The organism is Streptomyces sp. NPDC047072, assembly GCF_040643855.1.
Taxonomy (GTDB): domain Bacteria; phylum Actinomycetota; class Actinomycetes; order Streptomycetales; family Streptomycetaceae; genus Streptomyces.
Genome location: NZ_JBEYVC010000097.1, coordinates 26,530 through 39,554, shown reverse-complemented (window position 1 = coordinate 39,554; position 13,025 = coordinate 26,530). Strand labels below are relative to the sequence as shown.

The 13,025-nt window shown below is 69.2% G+C and carries 15 protein-coding genes and 1 pseudogene; 12 read left to right on the top strand and 4 right to left on the bottom strand.

The window, feature by feature from the left end; all coding sequences use genetic code 11:
- Positions 1-90 precede the first annotated feature (90 nt).
- The 9 genes from ABZ896_RS32595 to ABZ896_RS32555 all read left to right on the top strand — a co-directional run bounded on the left by ABZ896_RS32595 (position 91) and on the right by ABZ896_RS32555 (position 6,519).
- Positions 91-1,035: a type II secretion system F family protein gene (locus ABZ896_RS32595; protein WP_360936942.1), complete on the top strand. Its 945-nt coding sequence runs from the start codon at positions 91-93 to the stop codon at positions 1,033-1,035.
- A gap of 10 nt (positions 1,036-1,045) precedes the next feature.
- Complete coding sequence (locus ABZ896_RS32590; RefSeq protein ID WP_360936940.1) at positions 1,046-1,936, top strand: DUF5936 domain-containing protein; 891 nt, start codon at positions 1,046-1,048, stop codon at positions 1,934-1,936.
- A 17-nt stretch (positions 1,937-1,953) separates the two neighbouring features.
- Positions 1,954-3,258 carry a histidine kinase gene (locus tag ABZ896_RS32585; RefSeq protein ID WP_360936938.1) on the top strand — a complete coding sequence of 435 codons (1,305 nt, stop codon included), beginning with the start codon at positions 1,954-1,956 and terminating at the stop codon, positions 3,256-3,258.
- Positions 3,233-4,000, top strand: a complete 768-nt coding sequence (locus tag ABZ896_RS32580) for a response regulator transcription factor (RefSeq protein ID WP_360936936.1) — start codon at positions 3,233-3,235, stop codon at positions 3,998-4,000. Before ABZ896_RS32585 ends, ABZ896_RS32580 begins: the two co-directional genes overlap by 26 nt.
- 102 nt (positions 4,001-4,102) lie before the next feature.
- Positions 4,103-4,261 (top strand): hypothetical protein, encoded by a 159-nt coding sequence (locus tag ABZ896_RS32575; protein WP_360936934.1) that lies wholly within the window; start codon positions 4,103-4,105, stop codon positions 4,259-4,261.
- A gap of 56 nt (positions 4,262-4,317) precedes the next feature.
- Positions 4,318-4,866, top strand: coding sequence for a hypothetical protein (locus ABZ896_RS32570; protein WP_360936932.1), 549 nt, complete (start codon positions 4,318-4,320; stop codon positions 4,864-4,866).
- Positions 4,867-4,882: 16 nt separating this feature from the next.
- Entirely contained in the window at positions 4,883-5,464 is a 582-nt protein-coding gene (locus tag ABZ896_RS32565) for a hypothetical protein (RefSeq protein ID WP_360936930.1), read from the top strand.
- Between the two features lie 8 nt (positions 5,465-5,472).
- Positions 5,473-6,102 carry an OmpA family protein gene (locus ABZ896_RS32560; protein WP_360936928.1) on the top strand — a complete coding sequence of 210 codons (630 nt, stop codon included), beginning with the start codon at positions 5,473-5,475 and terminating at the stop codon, positions 6,100-6,102.
- 27 nt (positions 6,103-6,129) lie between these two features.
- Complete coding sequence (locus tag ABZ896_RS32555; protein WP_360936926.1) at positions 6,130-6,519, top strand: hypothetical protein; 390 nt, start codon at positions 6,130-6,132, stop codon at positions 6,517-6,519.
- Here ABZ896_RS32555 and ABZ896_RS32550 read toward each other — a convergent pair.
- Positions 6,456-7,148: a hypothetical protein gene (locus ABZ896_RS32550; protein WP_360936924.1), complete on the bottom strand. Its 693-nt coding sequence runs from the start codon at positions 7,146-7,148 to the stop codon at positions 6,456-6,458. The genes ABZ896_RS32555 and ABZ896_RS32550 overlap by 64 nt on opposite strands.
- A 920-nt stretch (positions 7,149-8,068) precedes the next feature.
- Here ABZ896_RS32550 and ABZ896_RS32545 point away from each other — a divergent pair.
- Together ABZ896_RS32545 and ABZ896_RS32540 are read left to right on the top strand one after the other, a co-directional pair.
- Positions 8,069-10,453: an ATP-binding protein gene (locus ABZ896_RS32545; RefSeq protein ID WP_360936922.1), complete on the top strand. Its 2,385-nt coding sequence runs from the start codon at positions 8,069-8,071 to the stop codon at positions 10,451-10,453.
- 15 nt (positions 10,454-10,468) lie between these two features.
- On the top strand, positions 10,469-10,834 hold the full coding sequence (locus ABZ896_RS32540) for a 6-carboxytetrahydropterin synthase (RefSeq protein WP_360936920.1): 366 nt from the start codon (positions 10,469-10,471) through the stop codon (positions 10,832-10,834).
- Positions 10,835-10,871: 37 nt separating this feature from the next.
- On the opposite strand, the pseudogene ABZ896_RS32535 reads toward ABZ896_RS32540, so the two are convergent.
- From ABZ896_RS32535 to ABZ896_RS32525, 3 genes and pseudogenes are all read right to left on the bottom strand, one after another.
- Positions 10,872-11,171 (bottom strand): annotated as a pseudogene (locus ABZ896_RS32535) (DNA-binding protein); the annotation flags it as partial.
- A gap of 55 nt (positions 11,172-11,226) precedes the next feature.
- Positions 11,227-11,463 (bottom strand): CopG family transcriptional regulator, encoded by a 237-nt coding sequence (locus ABZ896_RS32530; RefSeq protein WP_360936918.1) that lies wholly within the window; start codon positions 11,461-11,463, stop codon positions 11,227-11,229.
- Positions 11,464-11,510: 47 nt separating this feature from the next.
- Complete coding sequence (locus tag ABZ896_RS32525; protein ID WP_360936917.1) at positions 11,511-12,443, bottom strand: hypothetical protein; 933 nt, start codon at positions 12,441-12,443, stop codon at positions 11,511-11,513.
- Positions 12,444-12,509: 66 nt separating this feature from the next.
- On the opposite strand from ABZ896_RS32525, the gene ABZ896_RS32520 reads away from it, so the two are divergent.
- A complete protein-coding gene (locus tag ABZ896_RS32520) occupies positions 12,510-13,022 on the top strand; it encodes a hypothetical protein (RefSeq protein WP_360936915.1) in 513 nt (170 codons plus the stop codon).
- The last annotated feature ends 3 nt before the right edge of the window (positions 13,023-13,025 follow it).

Below are 13,025 nucleotides of genomic sequence, written 5' to 3'. Positions count from 1 at the left end.
CTCTACATGGCGAGCCAGCCCACCCCCCAGGCCTTCGGTGTGGCCCAGTCCCCGGCCGAGTTGGCCCTCCGAGAAGCCAGGTAGGCCCCCATGGACCTCGACTCCCTCATCGATCTGACCACCGGCGTGGCCCTGTTGACCTGTGTGCTGGCCGTGATCGGCGTCCATGTCTACGCCAAGGGCCGGGCCCAGCGGGCGGCCCTCGTCGACCGCCTCTCGTCCGCGGGCCAGGTGTCGTACACCGGACGCCGGCGCTACTTCCGCGACCTGGACCGCCGGCTGCGCCGCACCCGGCTCGGCCGGCAGCTCGAACTCCGGCTCGCGGCAACCGGGTTGGACATCACCCCGGGTGACTTCTTCGCGGTGATGCTCGCCGCGGTGGCCGGTCTGTGGCTGGTCGGCGCCGAGACGCTCGCGCCCTTCTTCGGGCCGATCGCCGGGTTGCTGGGCGTCTGGGCCGCCGTCCAGTTCCTCAATTGGCAGCGCCAGAAGCGCATCGAGAAGTTCATCAACCAACTCCCCGAACTGGCCCGCATCCTGGCCAACGCCACCCACGCGGGCCTGGCCCTGCGCACCGCGATCGGCATGGCCGCGGAGGAGCTGGAGGCCCCGGCGGGCGAGGAGTTGGCGAAGGTCGCCAACCAACTGGCCGTCGGCGTCTCGATGGAGGACGCGCTCGACGAGATGGCCCAGCGGCTGCCGTCCCGCGAACTGGTCGTCCTGGTGACGACGTTGGTGCTCTCCAACCGGGCGGGCGGTCAAGTGGTGAGTGCTCTGCGGAATCTGACCGAGACGCTGGAGGAGCGCAAGGAGACCCGGCGCGAGGTCCGCACCCAGCTCTCCCAGGTCAGCATGACCTCGTACGCCGTCCCCGTGCTCGGCATCGGCTCGCTCTTCCTCATGAACGGCGTGAAGGACGGCGCGCTGGACCGTATGACGGGCTCGCCCCTCGGACAGGGGGCGGTGATCATCGCCTTCGCCCTCTACGCGGTCGGCTTCATCCTGATCCGCCGCCTCTCCCGGATCGACGTGTGAGGGGGCGGACATGATCGCACTGGGACTGGCCCTGCTGATGGCCGTGAGCGTGTGGGGGATCTTCGCCGGGATCCGCATGTACCGGGCGGACGCCAAACTCCCCGGCGACCTGATGCTGGCCCTGGAGGTCGGCTCCACCCGCACCGGCGCGGTCGACTCCCTGGTCGACCGCATGGGCATGCGCTACGCGCCCATGGTGCTGCGCCTGATGGGCCCCAAGCAGGTCGCCAAGTACCGCCGCAGGATCGACCTCGCGGGCAACCCCGGCGGCCTGACCATCAACCGCTACGCGGCCCGCCGGGCGGTCTACGGCTTCCTCGGCGGCCTGGGCTTCCTGGTCTTCCTGCTGCGCGGCCAGATCCTGGTGGCCCTGCTCCTGCTGGCCTTCGGGGCGTTCTGGACGGAGGTCGGCATCTGGTCGGCGATCCGGGTCAGGAAGGACGTCATCGAGCGCACCCTGCCGGACTTCCTGGACGTCCTCGCGGTGGTCGTGAGCGCGGGGCTCGGCTTCCGGCAGGCGCTGGACCGGGTGGCCTCCAAGTACGAGGGCCCCTGGGCCGACGAACTGCGCATCACGCTCCGCCAGATGGACCTCGGCATGAGCCGCCGCCAGGCCTTCGCGGAACTGCGCCGCCGCAACGACTCCGAACAGGTGGCGATGTTCGTGACGGCCCTCCAGCAGGGGGAGGAACTGGGCGCGCCGATCGTCGACACGCTGGTCTCCCTGGCCAAGGACATGCGCCGCACGGACGCCCAGAACGCCCGCCGCAAGGCCGCCCGCGCGGTCCCCAAGGCCACGATGATGATCACGACGTTCATGGTCCCGGCGACGATGCTGCTGCTGGCGGCGGGCCTGCTGCTGGGCTCGGGCACCGACTTCGGCACGATCACGGGGAAGTAGGGGGTGGGGTGATGACGATGAACGGACATGAGGCCGCCGATGCCGAGCCGGGGCTGTCGATCCAGGTGAACGCCCTTCAGGCCATGTGCCGCCAGGTGTTCGGGTTCCGCCTCGCGATGATCGCGATCGCCGCCCCCGCCGCCCTCCTCAACGCCAACCCCGGCCTCGGCCAACGCCTCGTCGGCGCCGCGGTCGTCGTCACGTTCATGGTGTCGTACGCCCTCTTCCGGGACTGGGAACGCTTCGGCCCCCTCCTCCTGCGCCACCCCACCCTCCTCGCCGCCGACACCCTCTTCGGCTCCCTCCTCCTCGTCTCCGCGGGCCCCGACACCACGCTCGCCTACGTCAGCGTCTGCACCCCCCTCCTCGCCGGCATCGCCTACAGCTGGCGCGGCGCCGCCGTCTTCGCCTCTCTCCAGTCCCTGATCCTCGTGGTGGTCCAGACGGCCCTCCCGCACAGCACCGCGGGCCCCGCCGAGACCCTGCTCCTCCCCGGTTTCTGCGTGATCACCGGCGCGGTCGGCTCGACCCTCCGCGGTCTCCTGCTCCGCTTCGGCACGGCGACCCAGGCCCTCACCGCGATGCGCTCCCGCCTGGCCGTCGCGGAGGCGGTCAGCGAGGAACGGGCCCGGCTGGCAAGGGAGATGCACGACTCGGTCGCCAAGACCCTGCACGGCGTGGCCCTGGCCGCGGAGGGCCTGGCGACGACGGCCGCCGCGCCCGCCCCGAACCCCGCGTTGCTGCGGCAGCAGGCGGACCTGGTGGCCAGGGCGGCCCGCCGAGCCGCGACGGAGTCCCGCGCCCTGCTCACGGACCTGCGCGGCGAACAGGCCCCCGCCTGCGCCGACGTACTGACGGAACTGGAGTCCCGTACAAGGGACTTCACCGCACGTACGACCCTGAAGGCGACCTACCGCGGGGCGGCTTCCGCGCCACCCCTCCCCGAACCGGTGGCCCGCCACCTCCTGTCCATCACCGAGGAGGCGATGGAGAACGCCCACCGCCACGCGGCGGCGACCCATGTGGACGTGACGGCCGAGATCGAGCCGGACCTGCTCCGCATCAGCGTCCACGACGACGGCCGGGGCCTGCCCCCGCACACGGCCCTCGACGAACTCCGCAGGGCGGGCCACTTCGGTCTGGTCGGCATGGTGGAACGCGCCGAGTCGATGGGCGCGCGTATCCGTATCGGCCGTGGAGCGGGGGCTCAGGGCACCGAGGTCGTGGTGGAACTCCCGCTGGCCCCCGCGCAGTCACCCCCCTTGCCCCTCCCCGTCCCCGAGAGGAGGCCGCGCGATGTCGGACCGTCGGCCGCCGCCTGATCCCCCGGCGCCACCACCCCTGCGGATCGTCGTGGCGGACGACAACCCGGTGGTCCGGGCGGGCCTGACCGCACTCCTGTCGGGCCGCGCGGACATCACGGTCGTAGGGGAGGCCGCGGACGGCCGCGAGGCGTACGAGGCCGCGCTCCGGCACCGCCCCGACGTGATCCTCCTGGACGTCCGGATGCCGGGTGTGGACGGCATCACGGCCCTCCCGCACCTCGTCCCGCTGGCACCGGTGCTGATGCTGACGTACAGCGGGGAGCCGGAGATCGTACGGGAGGCGCTGCGGCGCGGGGCGGGCGGCTACCTGGTCCACGGGGAGTTCACGGCCGACCAGTTGACGGTGGCCGTACGGGATGTGACGCAGGGCAGGGCGCATGTCACCCCGACGGCGACGGGCGCGCTGCTGGCCGAGCTCAGGGGTTCGTCAAGTGCGACTGCACACTTGGGCGCAGATCTCCCAACTGCCGTCTCCACAAAATCCCCGCAAGGGCTTTCGCAACTGCAACCATCTGTGGGACAGTCGTCGTTGGGGAGGACTCGTTCCCAACTCAGCACGAGGGAGGCGGAGATCATGGACCTCATCGCGTCCGGCCTGACCAACCAGCAGATCGCCGCCGCCTGCTTCATCAGCGAGAAGACGGTCAAGAACCACATCAACCGCATCTTCGCCAAGCTCCACAGCACGAGCCGCGCCGAGGCGACCGCGAGGTGGCTGGGCGGGGGTGAGCCGCGATGACCCCGATTTGGGCCCGGCTTTGGGCCCACGGACCCTGGAACCCACCCGATACTGAGCCTTACGTTCCGGATGCCGACGGCAGCGACACGGAGAGGCTCCGCCATGAGCAGGTTCAGCAAGGACGAGGGTCAGACCGCGGTCGAGTACCTGGGGATCATCGCCGTGGTGGTCGCGATCGTGCTGGCGATCACGGGGACGGACATCGGGCAGACGATCTACAACGCGATCACGGACAAGATCACCGAAGTGATCAACGGCTGACAGGGCCCCGTAGGTTCGACGACTCAGGGCAGGCCTTCCCCATCTACATCACGGTGGTGGCGGGTCTGCTCTTTCTCGCGTTCGCCTACCTCGCGGTCGGCCAGGCGGCGGCGAATCGCAACGGCGCCCAGACGGCGGCGGACGCGGCGGCGCTGGCGGCGGCGCTGGACACCCGCGACCAGCTCAGGGACGAGTGGGTGCTGAACATCCTCGACCCGACCAAGTGGCAGGCGATCTTCGACGGCGACGGAGTGCCGTTCGACGGCTGCGCACGGGCGGGCCAACTGGCCGCGCAGAACAACGCCACCGTGACCGGCTGCGACTCGCTGCCGGGACTGCCTCCGGGATACAAGGTGGAGACCAGGAACGACAAGTCCGTCGGCGACTCCATCGTCCCCGGCACCGAGAGCCGGCATGCGACGGAGTCCGCCACCGCCGTCATCGATCCGATCTGCGACTTCGAACTCCCCGGAGCGGGCGCGGACCCGGCCGTGCTGCCGAAACTCACCTGCAGGGACCGGGAGTGGACCCTGGACCCCGAGGACCTCACGAACCTCCCCGGACCCGAGGACCTCTTCGACGTCCACCTGGCTGACGACGAGTGATGAAGGAAACACAGTGATGAGCATGCGGTTCACGGCGAAGGCCCGCCGGGGGATGGTCGCGTTGACGCTCGCGACCGGACTGGCCGTCGGCGTGGCCGGCTGCGGCGGAGGCGGCGACGAGGACAAGAAACCGGAGGCCTCGGCGTCGGCCTCCAAGGGCGGCGACTCCGGGCCGAGCACTCAGGAAGGGCAGTCGGACACCCCGCTGGCCGAGCTGAAGGGACCCAACGGCCTGCTGTTGCAGATCACTTCGGCCGCCCGGGACTCCGGCGGCTTCGTCACCGTCAGCGGCGACCTGAAGAACGACGGCGACAAGATCCTGACCATCCCCGCCCAACTGAGCGGCAACGAAACCGAGATCATCCGCAACGGCCGGTCCTTCGGCGGAGCCACCCTGGTGGACTCGAAGGGGAAGAAGCGCTACTACGTCCTGCGCGACACGGACGGCCGCCCCCTCACCACCACCGGCGTCTCGACCATCAAGGGCGGCGAGACCATCCCGGTCTTCATGCAGTTCCCCGCGCCCCCCGCGGGCACCTCCGAGGTCTCCTTCCAACTGCCCATGTTCGCGCCCGCCGACATCACGATCTCCGGATGAGGCGCCCCATGCCCACGCACATCCGCCCCCGCCTCGCCCTGACCCTCACCCTGGCCACCGCCCTCGCCACCCTGACCCTGACCCCCGCCCACGCGGACGACACCGACCCCAGCTACCCCCCTGGCACCGAACCCTCCGCCACCGCCCCCGTCGAGGTGGACCCCAACGACCCGGACCTGAAACTCCCCGAAGGCGCCACCCTCGCCGAACCCAAGGTCCTGGACATCAAGCAGGTCGTCGAGGACCAGAGCGGTGACGAACGCCGGGAGGACACCAACGCGGACGTGAAGTTCGCCCTCCAGGCCGAGGTCCTGTTCAGCAAGGACAGCGCGAAGCTCGGCGGCGATGCGAGAGCGAGGATCTCCGCGATCGCCGACGAGATCAAGGCGCAGAACGCCACCCAGATCCGCGTCTTCGGCTTCACGGACAACCTCGGCAGCTACGCCCACGGCCTCACCCTCTCCCGCCAACGCGCCAACGCCGTCCAGGACGTCCTCGACCAGGAACTCAAGAACTCCGGCATCACCTACGAGGTCCGCGGCTACTCGGAGGACTACCCGATCGCCCCCAACACCACAGAGGCAGGCCGCAAGAAGAACCGCCGAGTGGAGGTCTCCTTCCCCCGAGGAGAGAACTGACCGAGCCTACGGGTGTGCCGGTGTCGCATGAGTGAGTACCACTACGTCTTCCTCCACCCCGGAGACTCGCGCCGACAGCTCGTCGAAGACGTCGGCGCGGCCTGTGGAGTCGAACTGAAGCCGTCCGCCGACGAGTTCGTCGACCACTCCGCGAACCTCGGGCACGCGGCGGTCGAGTTGGAGTTCACCCACGACTACGAGGACGACCACGGCATCCCGTTCGAGCGCTACGACGCTCTCCTCACCGTCCGCGACTTCGACTCGGACCTCGAACGGCAGGCGGCGACGGCCCTCCGGATCTTCGAGCGCCTCGCCGCCGTCGACCGCTACGACCTGATCCTCATACGCGACCTTCAGGAACTGCTGGCCTCGTCGACCCGCACATCCCGGCACTCGACCTCCGGGGACGCGCCGTAGGACTCGATGACGGTCGTACCGCCGCCGGTGCGGCCGTCCAGGCACAGATGGCCGCCCAGCACCCGTAGATCGAGCGTGAACTCCACGCGGGCGCCCGCGCGTTCGGGGCCGTGGATCCGCTTGTCGATGTAGCCGAGCCCCACCAGCGTCGTGCGGACCTGCTCGGGCGTCGGATCGGCGTTGTCCCGGAGCGCGCGGGTGATACGGCGTTCGTGGACGTCGGCCTCGCATCGCTCCACGTCGCTCAACTCCGTCTCCTCCGTGGCGGCGGAGGGATCCCGGACGTCGTCGGTGGGCGGCCGCTCGTCAGGAAGGACAAGCTCGGGAGGCGGCGACCCGGAGGGCCGTACGCTCGCCAATTCGTCCGCCTCCTCCTCGGACAGCCCCGGAGCCGACGCGAGGTCCTCCACACAGGGCTCGGCAAGGGAGTTGAGCAGTTGCATGAAGGTCAGGAAGCCGGGCCCCTCGGTGTCCCCGTCGGACGGCGAGCCCACCACCGAAGCACCGGCGTCCCGCTTCGGGGACTCGCTCAACTCCCCTTTCCCATTAGCCCGTTCGACCCCGCACGCGGTGAGAGCCACCGCACACAGACCCACCAGTACCGCCGCCTTGCCGGAAAGTCGCCTCATACCCGAAGTCTCACCAGCCAGGACACACCGGGCATGAGTACGGCTACTCAGAACCGGGCGGAGAACGGTACCCCCGGGCCGTTCGAGCAGCTCACCCGGCCGGCCATGAAGTCGTCAGCCGGCGACCGGGCTCACGAAGAGCCACATGCCCTTGGTGCCATGGTCCTGCTGAGCGAACCCCACATTGGGGGCCCCGTCCCGGATCTCCCTCCGCAGCTCCCCCCCCGAGGGTCTGCGCACTGACGGTCCCTCCGGAAACTACGAGAGAAGGCCTGAATCCGGCACGCTCGTAGGCGAGGCCTGCTGTGCCTGGCTGGTCTCTCCTCGGGCAGCTCCTGGAACAGCGGTCCGCCAGATATAGAGGTGCGTTTTATGTAGACGTACTTCTATATCTCCGTGACACCGCCCTGTACTTGTCCGTCCTCGTCGCCGCAACCTCACCGGACATGCAACTCGTCGACCTGGCAGGCATCTACGACTCGGCGGAACCCCTTCGTAGATCGACTCGCGTCAAATACCCTGACCACACCTGATGTTGACGTGCGACATGCTCAAGTAGCCAACGGGAGGGGCACAGTGACGGAGGTGTTCGTCGACCGCGAGAACAGCCTGGACGTGATCGGAAGTGTCGCGAGGCGACTCGCGGAGGGCAGCGGCAGCGTCCTGATCGTCAAGGCCCGCCCGGGGATGGGCAAGACGTCCCTCTTCGCTGAAGTGTGTCGCAAGCATGCCGACGGCCCCTGCCGCGTGGTGCTGGTGAGCTGTGTGCCGGGACTCGGCAGAGGAGGCGAATACGGGCCGTTTCTTGACGCCCTCGCCGAACTGAGCTCGTCCCCGCGCGGCGGGAAGCGTGGACTCGGTGGGCGCGTGCGCTGGCGCGAGGCATCGCCGCCGCTTTTCCGGCCCTCTTGTCCTTCGTCGTGCCCGGCTTCAAAGACGTGGTCGACGCGGGAAGGACCGGCATCGCCGCGGCTCTGGCCACCGGATCCACCCCGGCGGGCAGCTGGGAGTCGCTGCCGTGGGCCATGACCCACCAGCTGGTCGAGGCGCTGCTGGCGGAGGCCCGTGACGGCGCACCCGTGCTGCTGCTGATCGACGATGTCCAGTTGCTCGACGAGAGCAGCCGTCAGGTCCTCCACACACTGCTCAAGAAGCTGGAAGGCGAGCCGCTCGCCCTGGTGCTGGGCCTCGGCTCCTACGCGTCCACGACGGAGAGCGGCGCCCAGATCGAGCAGCTGCTCCACGAGTGCGAGAAGAACCACAGACTGCTGGTCGCCCGGCACGAGGTCGAGGACCTGCCGGACTGGGCCGTCCGGGACCTGGTGGCGGCCAGACTCCGAGACCAGGACGTGCCCGCCGGGTTCGCCGACCAGGTGTACGAGGTGACCGGCGGACGCCCCGTCTTCGTGGACCAGGTCCTCAAGCTGTGGCGTCCCGGCCAGGGGATGGACGTACCGCTCCCGCGCGAACTGCCGCAGGCGGTCAGGGCCCGCTTCCGCCGTCTCGACCCCGAAGCCCGCGAACTCCTCGTACTCGGCGCCACCGTGGGCCCGTTCTTCTTCTCGCACACGCTCGCCGAGGTGACCGGGATCCCCCAGATCCGCGTACAGGACCTACTGCACGACGTGGTGAGCGACCACGGCCTGGTGCGTGAACGGCGTCGTGCGGACATGCCGGGCTGGGCGCACGGACTGCACGTCGACTGGTACGACTTCGAGCACCAGGCCCTCCAGTCCTGCATCCGGGAGGAGCGGCAGACCGAGGGGGCGCGGCTGTCGAGGCACGCCGCGATCGCCGACGCCCTGGAGCGGCTCCCGCGGGCCGGCGAGGACCTGCCACGCGAGATCCGCGTCATGATCGCCGACCATTTGCGCTCGGCCGGACCCGCCCGTGCCGCCGCCAGCGCCGACGCCCACTACCGGCTCGCCCGGTCCGTGGCGGTGGACGAGCTGGCGTTCGTCCAGGCCGAGAAGTACTGCCGGACGGCCCTCGACTCGGTCCGGCAGCTCCCTGAGGCGAGCCCGGAGCGCGACCGTCGGCTCGTGGAGTCCGCCGAACTGCTTCTGAGCCTCACAGAGGTGCGCTGGAAGGGCAGCGAGAGCCGGGTACAGTCGCCCGAGATCGACACGCTGGCGGCCGAGGCCGAGGAATCGGCCCGCCGCCTCGGTGATCCCGTGCAGGTGGCCCGTACCTCACTGCTGCGCGGCAAGACCCTGCTCGCGGTACACGGCCTCGAACCCTCACTGGACAAACTCCGGGAGGCGGTCGACCTCGCCCGCGCGTGCGGTCCGCAGGGCACGGAAGCGCTCTACGTCGCTCTCGTCGAGTACGGCCGCCAGCTTCCCAAGCGCGACCTGGAAGCCGGCCTGAGGGTGCTGTTCGAAGCCGAGGAGCTGTACGCCTCCGCACCCCAACTCGGCGATGCCGCAAGCCCGGTGCTCCAGCACGCCCGCAACCTCAACGAGATGCAGATCGGCGTCAACCTCTTCGACGCGGGGCGCTTCGACGAAGCCCGGCAACGACTGCTGCGCTGCGTCGAGCGGCTGGGCGACGAGAAGATGCGCGGCGAACTGCCCATAGCGCTGAACTACCTCGCCCAACTCCACATCGCGCTGGGCGAGATGACCAAGGCTGAGGCCGCACTCACCAGGGCACTGTCCTTCGAGGAGGAGTACCAGGAGGAGAGCGAGCCCATCAGCGGCTGGCACGCGTACAACAACGCCCTCCTCGCTCTGATCGCCTCCGGCACACCCGAGCGCGCTCCGGAGGCACTGGAGCGGATCCGGGCGGCCTGGCTCGAAACGCAGAAGACGTGGCTGATCAACCTCGTGCCCATCGTCCGCAACCTGTACGTGAACGTGCTCATGGCCGTGGGGGAGGACTCCAGGATGGCGCTCCAGCTGATCGGGGACACCCTCGACGAGACCGAGACCACGAAGATGCACCGCAGCCGCATCGCCGCCTTCGCTCTGCGCAGCCGTCTCCGGCTCGCGGAGGGAGTGGTCGGGGAAGCGGCCGAGGACGCCCGCGCGGCCTACGCGCTCCTCGAGGAGCGGGGCACGATGCCCGCCCTGCGCACGGAAGAGGTCCTGTACGACGTGTCGCGCGCCCTGACAGCCGTCGGCGCCGACGAGGAGGCGGCCGGCCTGCTGGAGCGGGCCCGCGCCGAGCTGCGCCGCAAGGCGGACAGCATCGCCGACCCGCGTCGGCGGGAACGCTTCCTGACCGCCGTACCGCTCAATCAGGCCCTCTTCGCGGACGCGGCTACAGTTCAGGACGAGGACGACGCGCATACGCAGGACTAGAAGGAGGCGGAAAGAGTGTTCGAGATAACCAAGGAGTTCCACTTCTCCGCCAGCCACGTCCTCGACCAGCTCCCTGCCTGGCACCCCTGCGCACGCATGCACGGCCACAACTACATCGTCGTCCTCGAACTCTCGGCGCGGGACGACGCGCTGCTCCCTCCCGGCTTCGTACGGGACTACCGGGACCTCGACACGTTCAAGAAGTGGATGGACGACACCCTCGACCACCGGCACCTCAATGAATCGATGGGGGGGGGTGCCTCTCCCACAGCGGAGAACCTCGCCAAGTGGATCTTCGACAGATGGCGCGGTGAACTGCCCGAACTCACGGCGGTGAAGGTGTCGGAGACACCGAAGACGTGGGCGGTGTACCGGCCGTAACCTGTGCCCCGTCAAACCTTGATGATGGTGACCGGTCCGGGGCGGGGAGGGCGACGGCGCCGAGCACGGCGTCGATGGCGTACTCGTGGCCGTGGAGCCCCGCGTCGGCGAGGAGCGCGGCGGCCCTGCGGGCGATCGGCGCGGTCACCGGTTCCACGACGAGGCGGGACAGGGTCCACTCCAGAGCAGGACGGCTGATCCGAGGGTGCACCACTTCCACGAGGGTGGCGGCGCAGGTGATCACACGCAGGTCGTCGGCGCGGGCCAGGGTGAGCCAGCCGGTGACCGTGCGGTCACGCAGCGCGGCCTTGGTCAGTCCTTCGCTGTCGAGGACCAGGGTGCCGCCGGGGACGGCCTAAGTCGGCTCACGCGGCACTTGCTCCGCCTCGTACCTACTGCTGACGGGCCTGGTTCAGCTGGTCACGCAAGGCCTGGATTTCCTCACCGGTGACAGGCCCGTGCTCCGCCTCCGCGGCCTGGATGAGGTCGTTGAGGTTGTCGCGTTCGATCTGCCTGGCGACGGCTGCGGCCACGTAGGCGGACAGCCCGGAGGGGCCGCTGCGGGCCTTGGCGGCCTCGGCGAGGTCACGGGGCAGGATGATCGAGTACGTGCCGACAGGGTCACTCATGCCGCATACCCTGCCCTTCGCCCTTCCGCGGAGTGCCCTGGAACATCTCAGCTTCGTCCAGTCAGCAGCAGTAGGCCCGGCAGGATGTTCGTCTTGTCGTTGTCCCGGGGGCGAAGGCGTGGCTCGCTGCTGTTCCTCCAGGTCATGGACACGATGTGGGTCTCACCGTTTCTGACGGTGACCTTGGCACCCGCGTACGGTTCGCCGTCCTTCGTCTTCTCGCGCAGCTTGGTGGCGGCGCTCTGGGCGGCGGCCTCCGACGAGTTGACCGTACAGAGGGTCTCCGTCGAACTGCCGTCGGCGCCGAGACGCGCACCGATCGCGAGAAGGACGACGTCCTTCTTCTCCCGCTTTCCGTAGAAGGACGCGTAGTAGACATTGCCGAGGCACTCGTCCACCGCCGCGTAGGCGGGATCACCGGCGACGGATCTCTCCGGCTCACCGAACCCCAGACCGGCCCCGTCCGAGTCGTGCCTGGCGACGCGCACCGAATCGGAGACCTGGTAGGTGGTTTCGTCCCCGGTCTTCTTCAGGAGCGTGCCGCCGTCCGTGTCGCTGGCTCTGTAGCCCTTGCGCTCAAGGGCCTTGGCGATCGTGGCCGTGTCGAACTCCCCGGTCAGACGGGAGTTGGAGGCGCCGACGACGACGGAAGTCGCAACCGTCTTCTCGTCGAAGCCCCATTCCTGGCGAGGCGTTTCATCGCTGTAGGTGGCCAACTCCGGTATGCCGTAGTTCCCCAGGCCGCCGAACTGCTCCGAGTCCTTGGCGATCAGGTCTCGTATGACGGCGACATCGGCATACGAGACGGTCTCGGCGGCGGCCGATTCCGGAACGGAGGCGAGCGCGTTCTGGAGCCCGGTCCTGTTGTCGGCTTCGCCACTGCCGGCTCCGGTGCTGCTGCCCGAACAGCCCGTACCCCCTACGGCCAGTGAGCCAAGAACGAAGAGAGACGCCAAAGCCTGGCGTGACGGTGGTCGCATGGGCCGCAGTCTCGCAGCAAAGCGGTGATCTTGTAACGGCGGTCCCGATCCTCGTACGGTGAATCAATGGGACTCTTCGACAAGTTGACCGGAACCCGGCGCCCAGCTGACGGCGTCGCATCCGCCCCGGCCGAGGAGGTACTGACAGCCCTCCTTGGCCTCAATCGGTCAGATGTCCCCTATGTTATCCGGGACGGCGCCGCCGAAGGCGCCGAACTGGTGGCGGAGTGGCGGCTGTCGGAGCCCGTTTGGCAACCCCTCTTCCTCGGGTCCCAGCTGTCTCGCGCCGTGAGGATCAGCATGCGCCTCGACCGCGCGGACCGTGAAGTGCGTGCCCTTGAGGAAGGGTGGGCGGTCGAACGCGTCGGGAATCCGCCGAGGATCCAGATCTCCTCGGCATACACGCGTGGGCCGGGCCGGACCGTCTCCAGCTACCGGAAGATCCAGCACGGGGACGACGGTCGGCTTGAAGCGAAGGAGTATTTCCACTTCGACAGCTCGGAACTGCGCGCCCCCCTTCGGGCCACCGTCCTCAAGCTGGGCTGGACCTGGCGCGGGGTCGTTTTCGGCAGGCTGTGAGAG

Bases quoted from the DNA above. Each gene is read 5' to 3' on its own strand.
- ABZ896_RS32595 (WP_360936942.1), top strand. From the start codon at position 91: ATGGACCTCGACTCCCTCATCGATCTGACCACCGGCGTGGCCCTGTTG.
- ABZ896_RS32550 (WP_360936924.1), bottom strand. From the start codon at position 7,148: ATGAGGCGACTTTCCGGCAAGGCGGCGGTACTGGTGGGTCTGTGTGCG.
- ABZ896_RS32530 (WP_360936918.1), bottom strand. From the start codon at position 11,463: ATGAGTGACCCTGTCGGCACGTACTCGATCATCCTGCCCCGTGACCTC.
- ABZ896_RS32585 (WP_360936938.1), top strand. From the start codon at position 1,954: ATGAACGGACATGAGGCCGCCGATGCCGAGCCGGGGCTGTCGATCCAG.
- ABZ896_RS32575 (WP_360936934.1), top strand. From the start codon at position 4,103: ATGAGCAGGTTCAGCAAGGACGAGGGTCAGACCGCGGTCGAGTACCTG.
- ABZ896_RS32525 (WP_360936917.1), bottom strand. From the start codon at position 12,443: ATGCGACCACCGTCACGCCAGGCTTTGGCGTCTCTCTTCGTTCTTGGC.
- ABZ896_RS32560 (WP_360936928.1), top strand. From the start codon at position 5,473: ATGCCCACGCACATCCGCCCCCGCCTCGCCCTGACCCTCACCCTGGCC.
- ABZ896_RS32580 (WP_360936936.1), top strand. From the start codon at position 3,233: ATGTCGGACCGTCGGCCGCCGCCTGATCCCCCGGCGCCACCACCCCTG.
- ABZ896_RS32520 (WP_360936915.1), top strand. From the start codon at position 12,510: ATGGGACTCTTCGACAAGTTGACCGGAACCCGGCGCCCAGCTGACGGC.
- ABZ896_RS32555 (WP_360936926.1), top strand. From the start codon at position 6,130: ATGAGTGAGTACCACTACGTCTTCCTCCACCCCGGAGACTCGCGCCGA.
- ABZ896_RS32590 (WP_360936940.1), top strand. From the start codon at position 1,046: ATGATCGCACTGGGACTGGCCCTGCTGATGGCCGTGAGCGTGTGGGGG.
- ABZ896_RS32565 (WP_360936930.1), top strand. From the start codon at position 4,883: ATGAGCATGCGGTTCACGGCGAAGGCCCGCCGGGGGATGGTCGCGTTG.